23 protein-coding genes are annotated in these 22,226 nt (G+C 40.2%); 17 read left to right on the forward strand and 6 right to left on the reverse strand.

Features of this window, described 5'->3' with window-relative positions:
* Window positions 1-69: 69 nt before the first annotated feature.
* Entirely contained in the window at window positions 70-1,143 is a 1,074-nt protein-coding gene (locus LV85_RS14340; protein WP_111320607.1) for a sensor histidine kinase, read from the reverse strand.
* A gap of 125 nt (window positions 1,144-1,268) precedes the next feature.
* Window positions 1,269-2,519, reverse strand: coding sequence for a GTPase HflX (gene hflX, locus LV85_RS14345; protein ID WP_111320609.1), 1,251 nt, complete (start codon window positions 2,517-2,519; stop codon window positions 1,269-1,271).
* 199 nt (window positions 2,520-2,718) lie between these two features.
* Here hflX and rfbC point away from each other — a divergent pair, with 199 nt between their 5' ends.
* The 11 genes from rfbC (at window position 2,719) to purU (ending at window position 11,183) form a co-directional block, all read left to right on the forward strand.
* Entirely contained in the window at window positions 2,719-3,270 is a 552-nt protein-coding gene (rfbC, locus tag LV85_RS14350) for a dTDP-4-dehydrorhamnose 3,5-epimerase (protein WP_111320611.1), read from the forward strand.
* Window positions 3,270-4,016: a tyrosine-protein phosphatase gene (locus tag LV85_RS14355; RefSeq protein ID WP_111320613.1), complete on the forward strand. Its 747-nt coding sequence runs from the start codon at window positions 3,270-3,272 to the stop codon at window positions 4,014-4,016. Before rfbC ends, LV85_RS14355 begins: the two co-directional genes overlap by 1 nt.
* A 15-nt stretch (window positions 4,017-4,031) precedes the next feature.
* Window positions 4,032-4,985 carry an NAD-dependent epimerase/dehydratase family protein gene (locus tag LV85_RS14360; RefSeq protein ID WP_111320615.1) on the forward strand — a complete coding sequence of 318 codons (954 nt, stop codon included), beginning with the start codon at window positions 4,032-4,034 and terminating at the stop codon, window positions 4,983-4,985.
* 145 nt (window positions 4,986-5,130) lie between these two features.
* On the forward strand, window positions 5,131-6,546 hold the full coding sequence (locus tag LV85_RS14365; protein WP_111320617.1) for a tetratricopeptide repeat protein: 1,416 nt from the start codon (window positions 5,131-5,133) through the stop codon (window positions 6,544-6,546).
* 16 nt (window positions 6,547-6,562) lie between these two features.
* A complete protein-coding gene (locus LV85_RS14370; RefSeq protein WP_111320619.1) occupies window positions 6,563-7,333 on the forward strand; it encodes a phosphosulfolactate synthase in 771 nt (256 codons plus the stop codon).
* Between the two features lie 58 nt (window positions 7,334-7,391).
* A complete protein-coding gene (locus tag LV85_RS14375; protein ID WP_111320621.1) occupies window positions 7,392-8,327 on the forward strand; it encodes a DUF368 domain-containing protein in 936 nt (311 codons plus the stop codon).
* On the forward strand, window positions 8,324-9,061 hold the full coding sequence (locus LV85_RS14380; RefSeq protein ID WP_111320623.1) for a shikimate dehydrogenase family protein: 738 nt from the start codon (window positions 8,324-8,326) through the stop codon (window positions 9,059-9,061). The genes LV85_RS14375 and LV85_RS14380 overlap by 4 nt, the downstream gene beginning before the upstream one ends.
* A 62-nt stretch (window positions 9,062-9,123) precedes the next feature.
* Complete coding sequence (locus tag LV85_RS14385) at window positions 9,124-9,465, forward strand: hypothetical protein (protein ID WP_111320625.1); 342 nt, start codon at window positions 9,124-9,126, stop codon at window positions 9,463-9,465.
* A 91-nt stretch (window positions 9,466-9,556) separates the two neighbouring features.
* Window positions 9,557-9,778, forward strand: coding sequence for a hypothetical protein (locus LV85_RS14390; protein WP_111320627.1), 222 nt, complete (start codon window positions 9,557-9,559; stop codon window positions 9,776-9,778).
* Entirely contained in the window at window positions 9,759-10,172 is a 414-nt protein-coding gene (locus LV85_RS14395; RefSeq protein ID WP_111320629.1) for a putative toxin-antitoxin system toxin component, PIN family, read from the forward strand. Before LV85_RS14390 ends, LV85_RS14395 begins: the two co-directional genes overlap by 20 nt.
* 156 nt (window positions 10,173-10,328) lie before the next feature.
* Window positions 10,329-11,183 carry a formyltetrahydrofolate deformylase gene (gene purU, locus LV85_RS14400; RefSeq protein ID WP_111320631.1) on the forward strand — a complete coding sequence of 285 codons (855 nt, stop codon included), beginning with the start codon at window positions 10,329-10,331 and terminating at the stop codon, window positions 11,181-11,183.
* Here purU and alr read toward each other — a convergent pair.
* Window positions 11,180-12,334 (reverse strand): alanine racemase, encoded by a 1,155-nt coding sequence (gene alr, locus LV85_RS14405; protein WP_111320633.1) that lies wholly within the window; start codon window positions 12,332-12,334, stop codon window positions 11,180-11,182. The two genes, purU and alr, sit on opposite strands and share 4 nt — an antisense overlap.
* Window positions 12,335-12,421: 87 nt before the next feature.
* Here alr and LV85_RS14410 point away from each other — a divergent pair, with 87 nt between their 5' ends.
* Window positions 12,422-13,009 carry a DNA-3-methyladenine glycosylase I gene (locus LV85_RS14410; protein WP_111320635.1) on the forward strand — a complete coding sequence of 196 codons (588 nt, stop codon included), beginning with the start codon at window positions 12,422-12,424 and terminating at the stop codon, window positions 13,007-13,009.
* Here the strand turns inward: LV85_RS14410 and LV85_RS14415 are convergent.
* The 3 genes from LV85_RS14415 to LV85_RS14425 all read right to left on the reverse strand — a co-directional run bounded on the left by LV85_RS14415 (window position 13,006) and on the right by LV85_RS14425 (window position 17,085).
* The gene (locus LV85_RS14415; RefSeq protein ID WP_111320637.1) at window positions 13,006-14,532 is read right to left on the reverse strand and encodes a sodium:proton antiporter; all 1,527 of its coding nucleotides are present in this window, start codon (window positions 14,530-14,532) and stop codon (window positions 13,006-13,008) included. The genes LV85_RS14410 and LV85_RS14415 overlap by 4 nt on opposite strands.
* A 181-nt stretch (window positions 14,533-14,713) precedes the next feature.
* Window positions 14,714-15,940, reverse strand: coding sequence for a Glu/Leu/Phe/Val dehydrogenase dimerization domain-containing protein (locus LV85_RS14420; RefSeq protein ID WP_111320639.1), 1,227 nt, complete (start codon window positions 15,938-15,940; stop codon window positions 14,714-14,716).
* A 71-nt stretch (window positions 15,941-16,011) separates the two neighbouring features.
* Window positions 16,012-17,085, reverse strand: coding sequence for an anhydro-N-acetylmuramic acid kinase (locus tag LV85_RS14425; RefSeq protein WP_111320641.1), 1,074 nt, complete (start codon window positions 17,083-17,085; stop codon window positions 16,012-16,014).
* Between the two features lie 104 nt (window positions 17,086-17,189).
* On the opposite strand from LV85_RS14425, the gene LV85_RS14430 reads away from it, so the two are divergent.
* The 5 genes from LV85_RS14430 (at window position 17,190) to LV85_RS14450 (ending at window position 22,195) form a co-directional block, all read left to right on the forward strand.
* Window positions 17,190-17,906: a type III pantothenate kinase gene (locus LV85_RS14430; RefSeq protein WP_111320643.1), complete on the forward strand. Its 717-nt coding sequence runs from the start codon at window positions 17,190-17,192 to the stop codon at window positions 17,904-17,906.
* Window positions 17,896-19,179, forward strand: coding sequence for a hypothetical protein (locus LV85_RS14435; protein ID WP_111320645.1), 1,284 nt, complete (start codon window positions 17,896-17,898; stop codon window positions 19,177-19,179). The genes LV85_RS14430 and LV85_RS14435 overlap by 11 nt, the downstream gene beginning before the upstream one ends.
* A gap of 102 nt (window positions 19,180-19,281) precedes the next feature.
* A complete protein-coding gene (locus tag LV85_RS14440) occupies window positions 19,282-20,580 on the forward strand; it encodes a hypothetical protein (RefSeq protein WP_111320827.1) in 1,299 nt (432 codons plus the stop codon).
* An 82-nt stretch (window positions 20,581-20,662) separates the two neighbouring features.
* Window positions 20,663-21,208 carry an LPS export ABC transporter periplasmic protein LptC gene (gene lptC / locus LV85_RS14445; RefSeq protein WP_245942317.1) on the forward strand — a complete coding sequence of 182 codons (546 nt, stop codon included), beginning with the start codon at window positions 20,663-20,665 and terminating at the stop codon, window positions 21,206-21,208.
* 756 nt (window positions 21,209-21,964) lie between these two features.
* The gene (locus tag LV85_RS14450) at window positions 21,965-22,195 is read left to right on the forward strand and encodes a hypothetical protein (RefSeq protein ID WP_111320647.1); all 231 of its coding nucleotides are present in this window, start codon (window positions 21,965-21,967) and stop codon (window positions 22,193-22,195) included.
* Window positions 22,196-22,226 lie beyond the last annotated feature (31 nt).

Below are 22,226 nucleotides of genomic sequence, written 5' to 3' on the forward strand. Positions count from 1 at the left end.
AAATTGTTTTTTTTGGAATAGCTGTCCTGCCTTATCTTGAGCAGATCAAAAATATTTTCTCTAAACTACCTATTCCTTCGTATTTAAGGTAATACGAAATGTGGTGCCTTCGCCAAGTTGGCTATCCACTTCTATACTTCCACCCAAGCTTTGGACGTGGTTGTAAACCAAATAAAGGCCAATGCCGCGACTATCGCGATGACTGTGGAAAGTCTGCTGAAAACCAAAAAGTTTTCCTTTCACCTTTTCCAAATCGATACCAAGGCCATTGTCTGTAAATGTTAATTCAACTTTACTGTCCACAACTCGTGACGCAATACTGATCACAGGACTTGTTCCTGGCTTACTATACTTGATGGAATTGGTAATTAGATTGAGAAAAATACTCTCTAGATAAGCAGCGTTGGATTTGATTTTTGGCAAATCTTCAAAGTCGGATATCACTTTAGCTTCAGAGTTTTTGATAAGCGTACTAATTGATTTGGAAACGTCTTTTACTATTTTGTTGAGCTCAATTTCTTCAATAGGAACATAAAGTGATTTTTTTTCCTGTAGCTCTTTGGAATAAACATTGAGTTTCTGTCTCAAACTTTCGCAGCTGATTTTAAACAACTTTAGGAGCTCCAGGGTCTCTCTATCCGAAATTTTCGAATAATCTATCAGTTCATAAATGGACAAGAGGTTATTTACCGGAGACCTGAGATCATGCGATGTCATATGACCAATGTGCCGCAGATCTTTGTTTATTTCTGTGAGGTTGGTTAATAAGGTGTTCCGCTCTGCCTCAAGTTCTTTCTGCTGTGTGATATTCTTTGCGATAGCGAATATTACCTTGGATTGCTCGATGGGTTGTGCCGTCCAAGATAGCCATACAATCACTCCAGATTTAGTGACATATCTATTTTCGAAATTAACCAGCGGCGTATCCTTGAGCAATTCAGTTCTTACTCTTGCAGTCATTTCTTTATCATCCTCGTATAAAAATTCGTGAATTGGACTGGCGTACAATTCCTCATAGGAATATCCCAAAACACGCTGAACTGCGGGGTTTATCTTTTTCAAGTAGCCATCAAACCCAGCTATACATACCAGTGCTGGAGTTAATTCAAAAAATTTATCGTACTGTGAAAACTCCGTATTCATACTACTAATAAGTTCTGGTGGCCTACTCTCCGAAATTTAAATGAGATTAGACAAAAGTGCATAATTATGGAAGGAAAACTAACATTTATTGCAATTTAAAATGAATGGATATCCGCGGGAGTGGCCTATTCATCCAAGCTAAATGTCTCGTCCTCTAAATAGTGAGGATATATTTTGCGATGTTGTTTTTTGACCTCTGCAATCAATGCTTCACGAAAGCCGTTTACATTCTGCCCACTTACTGCGGCCATAAATACTGGAGGAATTCCAGTCTTTTTTCCATAAGCCTCAGCCAAAGCATCGAAGTCGTGGAAGTTTGCTTCTTCTAATTCTAGCTCCGTCATTTTCATGCTTTCTTCTTCGCTAGGCATAGTTTCTACCAGATCGATTTTGTTGAATACAAGCAGGATCGGCTTGTCTCCCGCATTGATTTCATTCAATGTCTGCGTGACTACTGCGATGTGATCTTCGAAATGAGGATGAGATATATCCACCACGTGAACTAATAAGTCCGCTTCACGAATTTCATCCAAAGTAGACTTGAAAGCTGCTATAAGGTGTGTTGGGAGTTTTCTGATGAAACCAACAGTATCTGAAAGTAAGAATGGAACATTTTCCAGCACTACTTTTCTCACTGTGGAATCCACCGTGGCAAAAAGCTTGTTTTCGGCCAGAATATTGGTCTTCGTGATAAGATTCATCAGGGTACTTTTACCGACGTTGGTATAGCCGACTACAGCTACGCGGACAATTCCCTTTCTGCCTTTGCGCTGTGTTTCTCCTTGTTTTTCTATTTCTCGAAGTTTCTCTTTCAGCAGCGTGATTCTATTACGGATATCTCGCTTATCTGTTTCGATCTCTTTTTCACCTGCTCCACCACGGGTGGTGGTACCACCTCGCTGCCGCTCTAAGTGAGTCCAGAGATTGGTCAATCGTGGAAGAAGGTATTGGAAGCGGGCAAGTTCTACCTGCGTTTTGGCTTGGGCAGTTTGTGCTCTATTCAGGAAAATATCAAGTATCAATAGAGATCGATCGTAGATAGTCACCTTCAATTCATTTTCTAGATTTCTCATCTGAGAAGGAGAGAGATCATCATCGAAGATGACCATATCGACTTCAAAATGCTTGATGTAGGCCTGAATCTCCTCTAGTTTACCTGAACCTACAAAAGTCTTGATATCAGGCTTATCCATTTTCTGGGTAAAGCGATAAACGGTCTTCGCTCCTAAGGTCTCTGTCAAAAATGCTAGTTCATCCAAGTATTCTTCTGTCTGCTGTTCGGTTTGGTACTGACGAACCACAGATACTAAAATGGCAGTTTCTTCTTTAGGAGAAGTTTCGTGAAGTTTTTGAAGTTTGCGGGAATGTTTACTCATAAGTGAAAGTCTAAGTCCAAACAATGCAAAAGGCTAGCATTTAGTTTCCTATTTCCATTGAAATGGCTAATTGAAGCACAGTTTTTTCGAATTGTCTAGAGAGATGTGGTAAAGTTCGTCATATTTCCTTAGAATTGATTAGGATAGTGTTTGCTCTGGTGGTTATTTTGCCTTTTAAAGCCGAAACTTATAGACGCTTATGGCCCAAATAAAAAAAGCAACCTTAGCGGGTGTTTTAGAGGTATTTCCAAGAATTTTTGAAGATCAAAGAGGGTATTTCTTTGAATCCTACCGCGAGGATTGGTTACAATCTGAAGGAGTAACTCATGGCTGGGTGCAGGACAATCAGAGTTTTTCTCAGAAAGGAACTGTTCGTGGACTTCATTTTCAGCGAGGCGAATTTGCTCAGGCAAAGTTGGTGCGCGTGATTCAGGGGAAAGTATTGGATGTGATAGTGGACTTGCGAAAAGGTTCTCCTACGTTCGGAGAAAAATACGCTACTATACTAGATTCCGATAGAAATAACCTAATGTATGTGCCTGCAGGATTTGCACACGGTTTTTCTGTGTTGGAAGATTCGATTTTCGCGTACAAGTGCTCTAATTATTACAATAAAGAAAGTGAAGGAGGAATTCGTTGGAATGACCCTGCACTTACTATAGACTGGCAAGTAGACCAGCCAATAACTTCTGATAAAGACGCCATTTGGCCTACATTAGAAGAGTTTAAACTGACTGAGGGAGGATTGTAATGGGATTTTTGGATCTATTTAAGAAAAAGCCGGAAGTATATGAAGACTTTGACCTGAGTTGGTTAGAGGTGGATATGCATTCGCATCTGATCCCTGGGATCGACGATGGTTCAAAGACCATGGAGGAATCTCTAGATCTGATCAAGAGGCTTTCTGGCTATGGTTTGCGCAAAATTATTACTACTCCACACATTATGTCGGAGTACTATCGCAATACCCCCGAAATCATCAACATGGGTCTTGAGGACCTTCGAAGAGCGGTAAAAAATGAAGGTATTTCCATAGAAATTGAAGCTGCGGCAGAGTATTATATGGATGAGATTTTCCTGGAGAAAATCAAAAATGGTGAAGAGGTTTTGACTTTTGGTGATAATTATATCTTGGTAGAAACCGGCTTTATCAATAGACCTCAAATGCTTCTGGAGATAATCTTCCAATTGGAGATGGCAGGTTACAAGCCGATTTTGGCTCACCCAGAACGCTATCAATACCTGATAGCAGACAAGGGATTATTGCAGGATTTGACTGATAGAAAAATTCTCTTCCAGTTGAATTTATTGTCATTGACAGGCTTTTATTCCAAACCAGTAAAGGATTTTGGTGAGAAGCTGGTAGAATCTGGACTAGTTCGTTTTTTTGGGACAGATTGTCATAATCCACGCTATTTAGACATGATGGAGACTTTGCCAAAGTCAAAAATGTACAGCAAAATCAAGGAACTCCATGTGCTTAATTCTTCTCTTTGATTTGCGGCCAGTCCAATGAAGATTCTCATTACAGGTATTACAGGAATGTTTGGAAGCTATTTGGCCAAAGAACTTGCTAGGCTTGGGGAAATTCATGGATTTCGCAGGACTAGTTCCTCACTGAGTTTACTTGAGGGAATTGATTTCCCAATTAGCTGGCATGAGGGCGAGCTTTCTGATATTGAATCTCTGGAATCTGCACTCGCAGGAATAGACCTAGTGGTGCATGCCGCTGGGAAAGTGTCTTTTGATGCTTCTGATGAAGATAGTTTGCATCGGATCAATGTGGATGGCACCACGAATCTGGTCAATGCTATGCTAAATACTGGAGTGAAAAAACTGGTGCATGTAAGCTCCGTCGCGGCCATAGGCAGGTCTGCCGAGTTGACACGGCTAGATGAAAAATTCAAATGGGTGGAATCTCCGCTGAATACTGATTATGGTATTTCTAAATACCTAGCGGAATTGGAAGCTTGGCGAGGAGAGCAAGAAGGCTTGGATTTGATTGTGGTGAACCCTTCCATTTTGCTAGGCAAAGTCAGTGATGATCGCAGTTCAACCGACATTTATCATTATGTGATAGAAGAAAACTCTTATTACCCCAAAGGAGACCTTAATTATATTGATGTGCGTGATGCGGCTAAGCAGGTGAGGCAATTGGTAGAAAAGGAGGTATGGGGAGAGCGATTTATTCTAAATAGAGAGCAGATCCCATACAAAGACTTCTTTGAGAAAATAGCAAATGCCTACGGGAAAAAGGCACCGACAAAGGCTGTAAGCCCATTTATGCTCACAATCGCGGTGTTTTTCAATACTGTAGCTAGGAAAATAGGTTTGAGCAAAAGCCCGTTGAATAAAAAGACAGCGATGATTTCACAACAAAAAGTATTCTTCGATAATGCCAAGGTGAATGAGTTGCTCCAATGCAGTTATTATAGTTTGGAAGAAACCTTAGACTGGTCAAAGTAAACTTATTTATGATCACAAGCGTTTGTTCCTCAAGCCGACTGAAGAGAGAGCAGTATTTCTCTGAAGAAGGAAAATAAAATTTAACAAATCGAGAGTTTGAGAGACCGAAATTATTGGTAACTTAAATAAACCATAACACATCCTAATGACTGGAGATCACGATCACGATTGGGAAAATGACAAGAAGCTGGTAGAGCGATTTGAAAACTCCCTCCAATCCAATCTAGACCTTTACTTTGAAGAGGAAGAATTGGAAGATATCATCCGATTTTACTTTGATCAACAGAAGTTTCTCAAAGCGCTACGTGCTGCTGAGTTTTCGTTGGAGCGATTTCCTTTTTCTGTGGAAATCAAACTCCTTCAGGCTCAGTGTTTGATTTTCAATGATGAGTTGGAAGAAGGACTGGGTATTCTGGAAAACATCAATAATATTTCTCCCAATAACGAAGAGATTATTCTTGCCTTGGCAAATGCCCATATTTTGGGAGGAACGCCTAAGGAAGGTATAGAATTGCTGGAAAATTTCTTGCCATTAGCTGAGGACAAAGCCGAAGTATTCTATTGCTTAGGAAACCTGTTCCGTGTGCAAAACAACAATGAAAAAGCAAGCTACTATTTCAAAGAAGCTGTAAAGAACCGTATCAATCACGAAGATGCACTATTTCAGTTGGCTATGATCACTGAGGAAGAAGGTTCCTTCGATGAGATTCTGGATTTCTATCAGGAGTTTATCGATCAGGATCCATATAGTGCTGGTGCCTGGTACAATCTAGGTGTGGTGTACAACCGACTTGGCAGATTTGAAGATTCGATCAAGGCATATGATTATGCCATCTTGATTGATGATACTTTTGCCTCAGCCTATTTCAACCTTGGCAATGCGCTGATGAATACGCAGCAATACGAGCTCGCTTTGGAAGCCTATCAAAACACGATTAATTGTGAAGGGGCAAATGCTGAGAACTGCTGCTACATGGGAGCTGCTAATGAGAAGCTAGACAGAATCGATGAAGCGTTCAAATACTTTAAGAAGTCAGCCAAGTTTGATGAGGAGTACGATGATGCTTGGTTTGGACTAGGAATGTGCATGCTTAAGAAGGAAAAATTCTTTGAAGCCATACATTATTTCAAGAAAGCCATAAATCTTACAAAAGAAAATTCTAATTATTGGGTAGGTCTTGCAGATGCTGAATTTAATTTGGGAAACATGCAGGCTAGCTCCGAAGCATACGAAGAAGCTATCAATTTGGAGCCAGGGATTCTGGAAACCTATGTAAATCTGGCACTTATATATTTTGAGCAAAACCGATTCGAAGAGGCAATTGATGTGACTCGTGAGGCAATAGAGGAAATGCCAGAGGAGGCAGAGCTTTATTATCGCTTGGTTGTATACCTTATCAAAATGGGCAATTACAAAGAGGCATTTTCATTTTTGGAAAATGGGTTAACTTTGGACTTTGAAAAGCATACTATAATGTATGATTTGATGCCAGAGCTTAAACAGCAGAAGGCATTGTACAAGATTATTGCCCAATACCGGGAAGAAAGTCCTGAGTCTTAACTTTAAAACCTCGCTAATGAATTATGAGCTAAATAATATCCCTGTTCGGACTGAAAAGCCACGAACAAAAGGATTTACCATGGCCATGGACAAAGGCCTAAGCCTACGAGCCACCGAAGATTTTGTTGAAAGTTGTTCCGATTTTGTAGATATAGTGAAACTTGGATGGGCGACATCTTATGTGACCAAAAATCTAAACGAAAAACTTGCCATATATAAGGAAGCTGGAATTCCTGTTTATTTGGGAGGTACACTTTTCGAAGCCTTTATTGTAAGAGGTCAGTTTGACGATTACAGAAAAGTATTAGATAAATATGACCTGACTTTCGCTGAAGTGTCGGATGGATCTATTTCCCTCAATCACGACAAGAAGTGTGAATACATTGCGACGCTAGCCAAGCAAGTGACTGTATTGTCTGAAGTAGGTTCTAAGGATGCTGCAAAAATTATCCCTCCATATAAATGGATCGAGCAGATGCGCACAGAATTGGATGCGGGTGCGTGGAAGGTAATCGGAGAAGCTAGAGAAGGCGGTAACGTCGGTCTTTTCAGAGATTCTGGAGAAGTAAGACAAGGCCTAGTGGAGGAAATTTTAACTCAAATCCCTGAAGAGAGAATTATCTGGGAAGCTCCAATCAAGTCACAGCAAGTTTGGTTTATCAAGCTGATCGGTGCAAATGTGAATCTTGGAAATATCAGTCCATCTGAAGTAATTCCTTTGGAAACTATCAGGCTGGGATTGAGAGGAGATACCTTCGATCACTTTCTGGGAGAAATCAAATTGTAATACAACTCAACTCATTACAGGCTGATTGGTGTATTCCGATCAGCCTTTATTTTTGACCATGGATTTTATCAGGAAATATGTGCTCACTTACCTCAAAGGTATGGGCATGGGCGCAGCAGACATAGTACCGGGGGTTTCTGGTGGCTCGATAGCGCTGATCACCGGAATCTACGAGGAGCTACTTCGTAGTATCAATTCCTTCAATGGCGAGAATCTGAAATTACTGCTCAAGTTTGAATTCAAAGCATTCTTCCAAGCAGTGAACGGAGCCTTTTTGCTTAGTCTATTCCTCGGGATAATGACGAGTATTTTCTCGCTTTCGAAGCTGATCACCTATTTGATGGCTGAACATCCCATTCCACTTTGGTCATTTTTCTGTGGATTGATCTTGATCAGTGCTTTTCTGATTCTGAAAGATATCAAAGAATGGAGCATAGGAGTGATTATCGCCCTGATCATCGGCACGATTTCAGCCTATTTCATCACAGAATTACCCCCTACAAGCAGTCCAGATGCGCTTTGGTTTACCTTTGTAGCTGGAGCTATTGCTATTTGTGCGATGATTCTGCCTGGGATTAGCGGAAGCTTTATTTTGCTGATTTTAGGAAAATACGAACCGGTTTTACACGCAGTTTCGGAGCGTGATTTTGCTACGTTGGGTGTTTTTGCTTTAGGTTGCATTGTAGGTCTTCTATCTTTCAGTCGTGTGATTTCCTGGTTGCTGAAGCGATTTTATTCCATTACCATTGGTTTACTTTCCGGCTTTATGCTTGGCTCGATCAACAAGCTTTGGCCTTGGAAAATCGTCACAGCCTACCGCACTTCTTCGAGTGGGGAAGAGAAACCATTTCTGACGAAGAATTTATTTCCAAGTGAATATTTAGAGCAAACAGGTTTTGAGCCAAAATTAATGGTGGCTGTTGCCGCATTCTTATTTGGAATTATTTTGGTATTTGGGATTGATCGCCTAGCGGCATACTTTAAGAAATCATGAGAAAATTTGGACTGATAGGACATCCACTTACGCATTCATTTTCTAAGAAATATTTCGCAGAGAAGTTTGAAAAGGAAGGAATTGAGGGCTGTTCCTATGAATTGTTTGATATCCCTAATGCATTTGACCTGGAGGTGATTCTTAGTGATGATCCGGAGATAGAAGGCATCAATGTCACGATTCCGCACAAGGAAGATGTGATCGCACTGATGGACGATCTAGAGGAGGCTTGTGAAGAAATCGGTGCGGTAAACTGCATTCATATTCAGGATGGAATTCGCACAGGTTACAATACCGATTACATTGGATTCAAAAATTCACTTTCTCCTTGGTTGGGGGGCGTAAAGCCAAAAGCCTTGATTTTGGGCACAGGCGGAGCATCAAAAGCAATCAAGCAGGCCTTGATAGATTTGGATATTGACTTTCTGAATGTATCCCGATCAGAAGATGAGGATCAAATTACTTACGGTGACCTGGCTTCAGACCCTGAGATCATGAAAACTCATCACCTGATTATCAATACGACTCCACTTGGCACTTTTCCAAATGAGGAAGGTATTCCTGCTATTCCTTTGGAGCAGTTTACAGCTGCGCATTTTGTGTATGATTTGGTCTATAATCCTCCGGTGACTACGCTGATGAAAGCTTGTTTGGATGCTGGAGGCAAAGCAAAAAATGGGCATGAGATGCTAATTCTACAGGCTGAGGCTTCTTGGGAGATATGGAATTCTTAAAAGCTGGAAGACGGGAGACCGAAGTAGCGTCAATACATGTGTTCTAAAGCATTTATAACTAAATGAAAAATTTGGACATATTTCAAATCAAAGCCCAACTTAATAGAGGGAAAAGCATTGAACAGTTTTTAGGAACTGGCAATAGTGGCGAGCGTGAAATACTAAAATGGATAGAAATTAGACCTGAAAAATATTCATTCACTCTTGTCTATCACGAAGTTTACAATGACTCTGACGAAGGAATTGAAAGCGTTTATAACTATTCGTATGTTATGCCTGATGACCTTTATGGAAAGAACATAACTGAATCAAAAAGCGTTGAGGAAATTCTTAACAAGGCTCAATCTATATTTGGGAACGGCAATTTCTATAATGAAGGATTTTTAGACGAAATCATAAAATAAAATGTAATATAAACTGCATAAAAGCAGTTAAACCAAGCTGTAAAAATTCCTGAATTAAGAATTGGTCGCAATTTTGTAAATTTGAAATGCTATGACTTATCAAGTAGAAATTCTGAATCCTAAAGCTGAAAAATTGCTGCGAGAACTCGCGGACTTGAACCTCATTTCTATAGCTGATTCATCGAAGGACCCTTTTATGGCTGTAGTGAAAAGACTTAGGAAAAATGCAGCAATTAATCCACCGACTTTAGAAGAGATAACCAAGGAGGTAGAATTAGTGAGATCTAAGCGCTATGCCAAGGGAAAAGCATAGAGTTATTTTAGACACCAATATTTTGGTGAGTTTTCTTTTATCCAAAGATTTGTCCAAAGTTGATCAACTGTTAAAAGATGGCAAACTCGCTTTGCTTTTTAGCCAAGAACTTCTGGATGAATTCTTAGAAGTAGCTCAAAGGCCTAAATTCAAAAAATACTTTTCCACAAAAGATCTTCAGAGCCTAATTTCAAAAATCAGAACAAAAGGTGAATTTGTATTGGTAACATCCTCTTTTGAATTATGTCGCGACCACAAAGATAATTTTCTTTTAGCCTTGGCAAATGACGGGAGAGCATCACATTTAATAACAGGGGACAAAGATTTATTGGTTTTAGAAAAACTGAATCAGACAGAAATCTTAACTATTAGCGATTATTTAGCTCAAAAATGATCACAGAAGTGTTTTCATTGGTCTAGGAAAGATCGAAGTACTTTGAAACTTCAATGCAATAGTTAACTTTTGAATATAAAAACCCAAATCATAATAGCGTGGCCTTTACCACATATAGTCCCTCCAATCTTTTACAGGTAACCAAACTATTCAAACATGAAAAAAGCCATACTCATCATTCAGTGTCCCGATCAAAAGGGAATCGTCGCCGAAGTCTCCAGGTTTCTTTATTCGTATGAAGGAAATATTCTGGAAGTGGATCAGTACGTAGATGAGGAAATGGGCATGTTTTTCATGAGAGCGGCGTGGGAGTTGGATTCTTTTTCTCTGGAGAAAGATGAAATCGCTGCCCGCTTTAGGGAAGAAGTTGGAGATCGGTTTAAGATGGATTTCAAGCTTCATTTCAATTTTCCCAAGCCAAGAATGGCGATTTTCGTCAGCAAGCTTTCCCATTGTTTGTTTGATATTTTGGGAAGACATCATGCGGGACAGCTAGACGTGGATATTCCATTGGTTGTTTCCAATCATCAAAGTTTGAAGGAAATTGTGGAGGCTTTTGGCATTCCGTTCCATCATATTCCTATTACAGCAGATACCAAGGCATCAGCAGAAGCAAACCAACTGGAGCTGATGAAAGCCAATAAGATTGACTTCGTAGTTCTTGGCCGATACATGCAGATTCTTTCTGCTGAGTTTATCAAGCATTTCCCTAATCGCATCATCAACATTCACCATTCATTTTTACCTGCTTTTGTGGGAGCGAGACCTTACCATGCCGCTTACGAAAGAGGTGTGAAAATCATAGGCGCGACGGCTCATTACGTCACCGAAGAGTTGGACGCAGGCCCGATCATCGAACAGGAAGTGGCGCGGGTGCGACATCACAATTCCGTCTCCGAATTAGTCCAAATCGGTCAAGACGTGGAAAAAGTAGTGCTATCCAAGGCTATTAAATATCACATAGATCGTAAGGTGATGCCGATCAAAAACAAGACGGTGATTTTCTACTAAGGAATGATTTTCCTCGGGATATCTTTCGGAAGCCGAGTCAGCATTTCATAGTTCACCATTTGAGTGGATTCAGAGAAAGACGCAACGGTGATTTCTTTTCCCCCTTGCTTACCGATGAGAATCACTTCATCACCGACTTTTAGATCTTTGATCTTGTTCACATTCACGGCGATGGCATTCATGGTGACCGTTCCCACCACCATACAGTATTGTCCTTTGATCAACACCATGCCTTGATTACTCAGCAAGCGTGAATAGCCATGTCCATAGCCCACGGGCACGATCGCCAGCCGGATATTTTCCAAAGCCATATAGCTATTTCCATAGCCTACAAACTCTCCTATTTTCACTGGCTTCAAACTCATCACAGAGCTTTTCCAGGTGATCAATCTCTTGAGTGGATTTTTATTTCCTTTGGGTAGGGAGTTTAGCTTCGCAAAAAAGGTCTCTTTGGTAGGCCAAAAACCATATCCAGCTATCCCTATCCTAACCATGTCCAAGATGGTTTCGGGGAAAATAAGTGTGGCGGCCGAGCAGGCGGTGTGATAGGTTTTGAATGTAATCCCTTGGTTGTTGAAGTAGTCTTTGAATTCGTGGTATCTGGCAATTTGGTTTTTTACTCTCACAAAATTGCTCACAGATTCTGCACCGGCATAATGGGTGCATAGTCCTTCAATCGAAATAAAGGTGAAATTATCCAACAGGATTTCAGCAAGTTTTTCACGCTGATTCCAATCAAATCCAGTACGGTGAAAACCTGTCTCTACTTCGATATGGATTTTTGCCGGAATACCGATTTCCTTTGAAATCAAAATTGCGTTTGCTAGCCTTTCGAAATCAAAAACATAGAAATTGATTCCGTTTCGAATCAACTCCTCCATTTCTTCCATATGGAGCATCCCTAAGATCATGATCTCTGATCCTTTTTTAGAATTCGCCAAAACTTCCCAAGCTTCATCCGAACTAAAGGTGCTAAAGTGTCGGATTCCGGCTTTTTCAGCAATTTCTACCATTTGGGAGATACCATGGCCGTAAGCATTACCTTTCACCACAGCAGATATTATCGGTTTCGGGCCGATTTCTGAACGTATGTAGCGGATGTTTTGACGATAAGCCTTGGCGCTGATTTCAAGGGTGGAGGTGGCAATCATATTTATAATCTAATTGAATGGAGAAAGTAATGCACTCTGATTCCTTATCCCAATACTTGATTAATTTTATTCCTTAAATCTATTTTTATGAAAAATGCCTTTCAAGTTTCTGATCAAAAAAGCCGTTGTCCCTGGTGTCTTGGTTTCGAAGAATATGTCCGCTACCACGATACTGAGTGGGGAGTACCAGTCTGGGATGATCGTATTCATTTCGAATTTTTGATCTTAGAATCTGCTCAGGCTGGCTTGAGTTGGGCGACTATTTTGAAGAAGAGAGAAGGCTATCGCAAAGCTTTTGCAGACTTTGACTACAAAGTTGTTGCGGAATTTCCAGAAAGCTATGTGCAGGAATTACTACTAGACCCAAGCATCATCAGGAACGTACTGAAAATCCGAGCTGCGATCAATAATGCCAAATGCTTTATGGAAGTTCAAAATGAGTTTGGCTCTTTTTCTAACTACATCTGGGGATTTGTAGGCGGAAAGCCAATTCAGAATCGCCTGTCCTCCATGAGCGAAGTACAAGCAACTACTAAAGAATCCGATTTGCTTGCCAAAGACATGAAGAAGCGTGGATTCAAATTTCTTGGAAGTACCACCCTGTATGCACACATGCAGGCAACTGGTCTATTCAATGACCATTTGGAATCCTGTTTCCGATTTACTGAAGTTTAAACCTCAACGAAAGCAAAGAATACCAACCAAACTAGGATTAATAGTGGCAAGAGAATTGGCAGGGAGAATCGGATGATATAGCCAAAGAAGGAAGGCATTTTGACACCATTCTGCTCTGCAATGGACTTCACCATGAAGTTTGGTCCATTTCCAATATAAGTCATCGCTCCGAAGAATACGGATGCAATTGCTATAGCCATCAATTCAAATGCTGAGTCGTGATATCCATCTGCAGCAAACTGGCGAACCTCCTCGATGTTACCGATGGAAGCGCCTTTGGAAGCCATGGCAGCGGCTAGAAAGTTGAGGTAGGTTGGCGCGTTGTCCAAGAATCCTGATAAGATGCCAGTGCCCCAATACAGCGTATTATGTGTGATCATTGCTGCTCCTTCTGGAGATTTGGCAAATGCTCCCACAAGCTCTAAAGCTGGCATCATCGTACCAAATATGCCTACAAATATAAATGCTACTTCTCGTATAGGCTCGAAGTTGAATTCATTGCCTTTAATGGCTCGCTGATCGGCAAATCGATATGAAAGGAAAGCTACAGATAGCATGATGATTTCTCGAATGTAGGAGAATTTCTGTCCATCATAAACGATCGCTGGTACACCCTCTATTACATTTGGATCCAAGAATACTGAACAAATAATAATAAATAACCAACCAAAATTCTTAACCCCGATTAAGGAAAACTTGTTGGTATAATTCGTCTCTTCTAGTTCAGAGTCATCATTTGCTCTTCCTATTTTCTTATCAATGAAATAGAAAGCAATCGCTAAGGCTGTTAGGGCAAAAATCCATGCTGGCCAGTTATGCTCTAAAGTCCAGAAGAATGGGATGCCTTTCAAGAAACCCAAGAATAGTGGGGGATCACCAATTGGTGTCAATGAACCTCCAACATTACTCACCATGAAGATGAAGAATATGATATGGTAAGCTTGGACATTTCCCTTGTTCAGTCTGATAAAAGGACGAATCAAAAGCATGGAAGCTCCTGTAGTACCGATCAGGTTAGAGATCAAAGCGCCTATGATAAGCAAAGTAACATTTGCCAGTGGTGTGGCTTTCTTATCTATGTCGATAAGAATTCCCCCTGAAGCAATGTAAAGTGAGGCCAGCAGTGCTATGAACTGAATATATTCCGCCATGGCATGGACGGGCGCGTGGACATTCCCAAGGATAAATAAATAATAGAAAACGACCAGCAATGCGAATCCAACGGCGATTTTGGGGTAGTTCTTGTGCCAAAAATGCTCATAAAACAAGGGGCCAGTGGCAATCATAAGCAATAATGCTACAAATGGAATCACGAGCCAGAGCGGTGCAGTATGATGATCTTCCTCTCCTGCTTCAGTTACTGTCTCACCATGTGCGGCAGCTTGATCAACAGCCCCATGATCTGCTTGGGCAAGATAAGTCTGCTCAGTATCAGTATTTTGGGCAACGGCATATTGGGTTTCAAGTCCACCCAAAAATAAGATTCCGAAAAGTATGGAGAAACTAAAGATAAAATTCTTCATTAGGCTGATAGGGTATGCTGGGTGTTCTTTTCGGTTAATTTAAACAAATTATTGATTGGCTGTATTCATAACGGGCTTCTGCTAAACTACAGATTTTGCGCGATACAGCACAATCAAAATTTGTCATCCTGATGTATTTATTCAAAAAATAACTCCATCAGTTCAAAGGCAAACTATACTTTTACACGAGTTGTTCTAGAGCTATACTAAAGGAGTTTTCAGCTAGTTTAGTTTTTTCGGGATTTTTGGAATGAACATTTTTTAATGCTTTTTTTATCGTCCGACTTACATCTGAGAATAACGCTTTATCTGTGACTTCGGCGTTATCGCTCATCAGATAAGCAAAGACGCGTGCCATACCGCAATTGGCAATAAAATCAGGGATAACAGAGACCTGCTGATCTGTCCAAACGCCTATCGGCCCAAAGAAAATCTCAGGATCAGCAAATGGCACATTGGCACCACAGGAGATAACTTCCAATCCAGACTTCACCATTCGCTCTGCTTGATCTTTTTGTATTAATCTCGAAGAAGCTGCCGGAATAAATATTTCACGCTCAAGATCCCATATTTTCTGATTGATCTCTTCGAAAGGAAGTTGATTTTCGGCTACTAGTTTGTTTCCATTTCTATTGAGGAAAAGCTCACGAACCTCATCTATTGAAAAACCTTCTTCATTAATAAGTCCTCCATCTCGGTCGATGATTCCTACTATTTTCACGCCTTCTACTGCTAGAAAACAGGCTGCAGCAGCTCCTACATTTCCCCATCCTTGGATGACGGCACGCTTGCCTTTGATATTTCCGCCCCAGATTTTATAGTAATGTTTCACTGCTTCTGCCACGCCAAATCCGGTAATCATATCAGCTACCGTATATTTTTTAATACCATTTGGTGTGAAGTGTGGGTCTTCAAGCACCTTGGAAACCCCTTGTCTGAGTTGTCCTATTTTTCTGATTTTCTCGGGTTCGGTAGCATGGAAATGTCCATTGACTACACCTTCCTGTGGATGCCACAGGCCGTAGGATTCGGTGATTGGAATTACTTCATGGATTTCGTCCACGTTCAGATCGCCACCTGTACCATAGTAATTTTTAAGGAGTGGCATCACGGCTTTATACCAGCGTCTGAGCACCTCGTCTTTGCGTGGATCCGCAGGATCAAAGTTGATTCCTGATTTAGCTCCGCCAATTGCAGGGCCTGAGACGGTAAACTTTACCTCCATGGTTTTGGCAAGGGACTCTACTTCTCGCTTGTCCAGTCCTTTTCTCATGCGGGTTCCACCACCTGCAGCCCCACCTCGGAGAGAATTTATCACTACCCAGCCCTCAGCTTCTGACTCGCTGTCACTCCATTCAAAGATGATTTCTGGCTGTTTGTTTTCAAACTTTTTAAGTAATTCTTGCATTATATCTGGGTTAATAGTTGAGCAAAAATAGAAAAATATAGCTCGCTTATTGCATGAATTCTGAGAGCTGTCTAGCCAAAAATCATTCCTCCAGAGGAGTCAGAAGATGCTCCCGTGACTGAGGCTAGGCAATTATTTTCATTTCGAAGACGCAATACGCCCAAAAACCCAAAAACCAAAGCTTCTTTGAATTCTATTAATTCCGGAGTAGCCAGCGTATGAATCCATTTGTCGTCGAGTAAATTACCCAGTCGCTCTATAAAAAAGGAATTGTATGCTCCGCCTCCCGTAATCAATACGCTAGGCTGATTTGTAGTTTGGTATTGCTTAATCACTCTGCTGATCTGAAAAGCAAAATGCTCCACTAGAGTTCGCAAAATATCTCGTTCTGAAAGACCAGAATCGAGCAGCAGTGGGCTGAATGCCTCTTCCATATCTTCGCGACCAAGGGATTTGGAATCTGATTTAGTATAATAGCTCAGCGCATTCAACTTATTATATAAGGTCTGATTGAGTTTGCCTTCTTTTGCCCAAGCCCCATCTTTATCGTATTCAGCACCTAGCACATTTGCCTGAGCATTTAGCAACAGATTGAAAGGACAGGTATCAAATGCAATGCGCTGTCCAGCCGATTCCATACTAATATTAGCAATGCCTCCGAGGTTGATGCAGAAATCGATTGTCGGAAAGAGCAATTTGTCTCCAATAGGCACCAGGGGCGCTCCTTGGCCGCCTAGTTGCACATCCTTCATACGGAAATCATTGATTACTTTCTGCCCAGAAGCCTGATGTAATGCCCAGCCATTGCCTATCTGAAGACTAAGGCCTTTGGCTGGCTGGTGAAAAACGGTGTGTCCATGAGAGCAGACAGCCATAGGCTTGATTTGCTTCTCACTGCAATAATCCCTGACTTGCTCCCCCATCCATTTACCAAAACTCACATCCAAAAGCGCCAATTCTAATGCAGATAGTAAATGGCAATTCATGAGATTTTGTCCTAAATCCTTGGGAAATGGGATCGTAATCGCATCTAAAATCTCATAAGACCACTGATCTTGAAGCTCGTAGCCACAATAGGCGATGTCTAATCCATCTCCAGAGGTGCCTGACATCAATCCGATCATAGTGTAGTTTGGACTGCTCATGGGTTAAAGTATGTTAAGTAAAGGCTTTGCAAAAGATATTTTAACAAGGATAGAAGGTACTACTTTTTTTGAATGGCTAGTTTGCAACCTATTAATTAAACTGGATGACAAATCTGATTATAGATATCGGTAATACCAGAATCAAGTCGGCTCTTTTTGAAGGAAAAAAGCTACTTGAGGAGGAAGTATTTGATGAGCTCGAATATGCATTAAGCTATTGGAATTCAGTGTCCTTTGATCATTGTTTGGTAAGTTCTGTGAAATGGAGCCAAGCTGAGTTAGGAGATATTTTATCCTTTCCATTTAACTATCTCAGTCCGACGACAAAATTACCTATTTATAATGCATACGGTACACCGGCCAGCTTGGGTTTGGATCGAGTGGCTGGAGCCATTGGAGCTTGGGCCATGCGCGGAAAAGGTCCAGTTCTCGCAATAGACTTGGGAACTTGTATTACTTTTGATCTGATCGATGAGAGTGATACTTACTTAGGTGGAGCTATCAGCCCTGGTCTGGGAATGCGAGCTAAGGCCATGCATGAACAGACGGCTAGATTGCCTCTAGTAGATCTAACAGTGAAGCAAGCCGAACTGATTGGCAACAATACAATCACCTGTATGCAAATCGGAATTTGGCATGGAGTTGAGTTCGAATTGCGCGGGCAAATCGAAGCATACACTAAAAAATTTCCAGAAATCGAGGTCTTTCTTAGCGGAGGAGATGCCAAATCTTTTGATTCATTGGCAAAAGACCTCATATTTGTAGTCCCAAATTTGGTCCTTTACGGATTGAATTCTATTCTAAACCACAATGTTGAGTAAAATCAAATTGCAATTACTGGGTGTACTATGCACCCTTTTCTTATTTACAGAAGCCCAGGCTCAGTCCTCTGCTTCTACTTACAGTGCTCTCGGTATCGGAGAATTTAATTATTCTGGGCTTACCAATAATCAAGCAATGGGGGGGCAAGGCATTAGCTTCGGTTCTGCATGGAACCCTAATGTGGTTAATCCAGCGCTATCTACTAAAAACTCTATCTTTAGTTTTGAAGCGGCGCTGAATTATAAAATGATTGGTGTGGACAATGGCAGGGAGACCGCAGATGTTGATGGTGGCGGATTGTCCTATATCGCATTTTCACTACCAGTAAAAGTAAACAAAGCGACACTTGGCATGGGTTTGAGTCAAATTACAAGTGTGAATTATAGCTTGCTTATTGAGAGTACCGTAGAAAATACAGATTTACAGGCAGTGAATGCTATCGAAGGTGATGGAGGTATTTCAGAAGCTTATTTAAGCTACGGGATGGTTATAGCTAAGAACCTGAGTCTTGGTATTCATGGATCTTATTTATTTGGTTCAACTATTCGTTCAGATCAGTTGGCACTTTTTGATGATGAAGGTAATCAAGTTGGTATTACCACCGAGTATTATGAAAGATTAGCAGTAAGTGATGTGGGTATCAAGGCGGGTGCCTATTACTTTATGCCTGTTGGTACCAAAGGTAAAATACATTTAGGAGCCATTTATCAGCATTTAGGGAATGTTAATGGAAAAGCTTTTGCGAAGCTGTCATCTTTTGGCCAAGCTAGCGACCCGGATTCAGATGGTGACTTGATTGCTAATAATGAGCCTGGTAGTATTTACATCCCCGATCGCTATGGATTTGGGATTTCTTATGAAAAAAACAACAAGTATGTCATAGGTCTAGAAGGCCAATATCAAGACTTTAGAGAGTATAGGTCGTTATTGGATGATCCTTTACGATTGCATCAGGCTATTAAGGTAGGCTTGGGATTCCAGATTGTCCCCGACTACACTGCTATTGACAACCCATTGAAGAGAGGTACTTATCGCTTCGGATTGGAATACCAGCAGACACCATACTACTTGAACGCAACCAATATTAATGATCTTGGCATAACCTTTGGAGCTTCACTTCCTGTAAATCAACTTTCGCTAGTAAACTTCGCAGTGAAGGCAGGACAGAGAGGAACTACCGATAATGGACTTATACGTGAGAGTTATGTTAACTTTACCCTGGGCCTATCTCTGAATGACAACAGTTGGTTCTACAAACGAGTATTTGAATAATAATTAACCAAACCATACGATCAAAATGGTTAAACCCAAGTCTCATATAACTTGGATTTAGACATGAAGATTAAATTGTGCCAAATTAAACCATTTATGAAAATGAAAATTAAATCTACAATCTTAGGACTAGCTGCCCTGCTTCTTGCTGGAATGGTCCAAGCTCAAGAATTTAAATTCCCTACTGATGCAGCTCTAGAAAATAAAGCAAGGGAGCTAAATGCCGCCTATACAGATTACATGGATTCTGAGCAGTATATCGAGGCTATTAATCCACTTTATTGGCTACTTGTCAATGTGCCTGATTTGAATGAATCTCTATACCAGAATGGTGTAATCATTTATGACGCTGCTTCAAAAGCTACTACTGATGAGGCACAGAAAAGAGTTTACCAAGATTCTGTGATTGCACTTTATAATAAAAGAGGTGAGATCTATGATAATGAGAAAAATTGGATAGAAAATAAAGCATACTACGGCTATCAGTATTACAAAGGTGATAAAGACAAACTAGCAGGACCTATTGCTGATTTTGAAAGAGCAATGGAATTGAATGGTACTATTAATTACCAATTGACAGCTGCATATTTTGACCTTGTCTATAGAAATTATGCTTATCACCAAGCTTATACTGGCGAGGAAATCTTGGCTATTCATGACAAAATCAATAAAATGCTTGATGAAGCGGCAGCAGAAGGTGAAGATGTATCAAGTCAAAAAGGTACGCTTGAGCAATTGCTGGTTGCAATGGAGCTAATCGATTGTGATTTTATCGAAAACACTATGGGACCAAAATTGGCTGCAGATCCTAACAACGAGGTTCTAGCTGATCAGATCTTCAAATACTCTGTTCAATACAAGTGTTTTTCTTCCAATGCATTTTTGCAAGCACTGGAGATAAAGGATGCAAAAGAGCCATCGTTCTCTACAAAGCAAGTAATTGCAATGAGGTATATGCAAGAAGATAAGACAGAACAAGCTGAAGAAATGTGGAGCCAAGCATTGACACTTGCCGAAAACGATGCACAAAAAGCAGATGCTCAGATGGAGCTTTCTAAGATCTATGCAAAGCAAGGAAAGAAATCAGCTGCTAGAACTGCTGCTAAGCAAGCTGCTAGCCTAGATCCTTCTAGAACTTCAGATATCTACTCTATGATTGCAGGTATGTACATGAACTCTTTCAATGATTGTAAAGGTGGACAAAGTGTGATCAAGGATAGAGCTGTTTTCATAGCAGCATATAATGCTTACCAGAAAGCAGGAGATTCTGCTGGTATGGCGAATGCAAGAGCTCAATTCCCTTCCAAGGAAGAAGTCTTTACTGAAGGCAAGCAAGTAGGTGAGACACTTAGCACTGGCTGCTGGATCGGTGAAACGGTAACTTTGGCAACAAGAGATTAATCATCTTTAAGATAAAAGAGGCAGTCTTCGGGCTGCCTTTTTTCATTTATAGACTGAAGTAATTTTCAAGTATCTTTGAGCCGTGAAGACTAGCATAATTTCATTTCTATTCTTGGGTATACTTTCTTTTAACAGTTCCTGTAGGGAAGATGTGGATACATCGTTGCTGGAAATGTATGAAGGCCCCACGAATATGAGTACCAATTTTCACCTGATACAGAGTGATTCTGCTATAGTCCGTTCAGAAATCAAAGCACCCAAGCAGTTGGAATTCGCCAATGGAAACATTGAGTTTCCTGAGGGAATAGAAATTCAGATTTTTGAAAAGGATGGCAAGCTGAGTACCACACTGAAAGCGGATAAAGGGTACTTATTGAAACAAGAAAACACCTATAAAGGCATAGGTAATGTTCAAGTTCATAATTTGATTAAAGACCAGAAACTACAGTCAGAGGAGCTGTTTTGGGAGCCTAATAAGAAAAAAATATACACTGAGAAATTTGTGAGAGTACAAAATGGGGGCACATTTTCTTATGGGTCCGGATTCGAGGCAGATGAAACTTTTACTAATTATACCCTTAAAAATCCAAGAGATGGTCAAATTGAGATTAAAGATAATGGGATTTAAGAGACAGAGCTCAGTTGACTTTCCATCTAAAAAAATTAAAAAGGGGATCTTGTTTATAAAAATTAGTTATTAGAAGTCAGATTTTCAATTGGATAGAACATTTTTAAATTTTCTAAAAAAATAAGAAAGTCTTTCATTTAAAGATTTTAGTTTTTAAATTGACCGTACAAAGCAGTTCAACTGCAAATTTTTAACATTTAACCTAAACAATTTAATCATGAAAAAAGCAGCAAAATTCAATTTGTTCTCTCCTTTGCATTAGCATTGGGTTTTGGGATCTTTTTAGGCCTTTCTCCGCAGAATGCCCATGCAGAAGAGGAATTACCAACACCAAGTTGTCTTCATAATGTCAGTGGTACTGAAGGGGCTACTAACTTTTGCGTTGTAGATACTTGTAAAGTATTGACAGGAGTAGGTAGTTTGTTTGGACTATGCGGAGGAGTTTAAATTCTAGTAATTCCTGATCGATTTAAACTATAATTTAATGCTCTCACTTTATTTTGAATCCATGCTGGATTTTAAGTGAGAGTATACTTCTAATTAAGAAATGCTTTTAACCTGAAATCTTAAAATTAAATCAATTTCAGTCAATAGCATATTAATTTAATCTATTGTTTTTCTACAACTTTTTTTATGTTTTAAAATTCAAGACCAGTTTTTATTGGTATAGTATAATCTAGGAAAATAATAAAGCATAATATACTGTTGAAAAAATCTAAATAAATTATAAATACTCATATTTAAAATAGTTTAAACATGAAAAATAGCAAAAAAATTCAAATGATCTTTTCTCTTGCAATTGCTATGGGATTTGGTATCCTTTTAGGATTTACTCCTTTATCTGCTCAAGCTGAAGAAGAAAATCCAGCCTTAACTTGTGCCCACAATAGAATAGGTACAGATGGCCTAACAAATTTCTGTTCTGGAACTGTATGCGGGTTGAAAAGTGGCAATGGAAGCTTTCTAGGTCCATGCGGCGGAGTATGATTCTAATCAAATCATAATTCAATCAATCATT

It is taken from the genome of Algoriphagus chordae (assembly GCF_003254055.1).
Lineage (GTDB): Bacteria > Bacteroidota > Bacteroidia > Cytophagales > Cyclobacteriaceae > Algoriphagus > Algoriphagus chordae.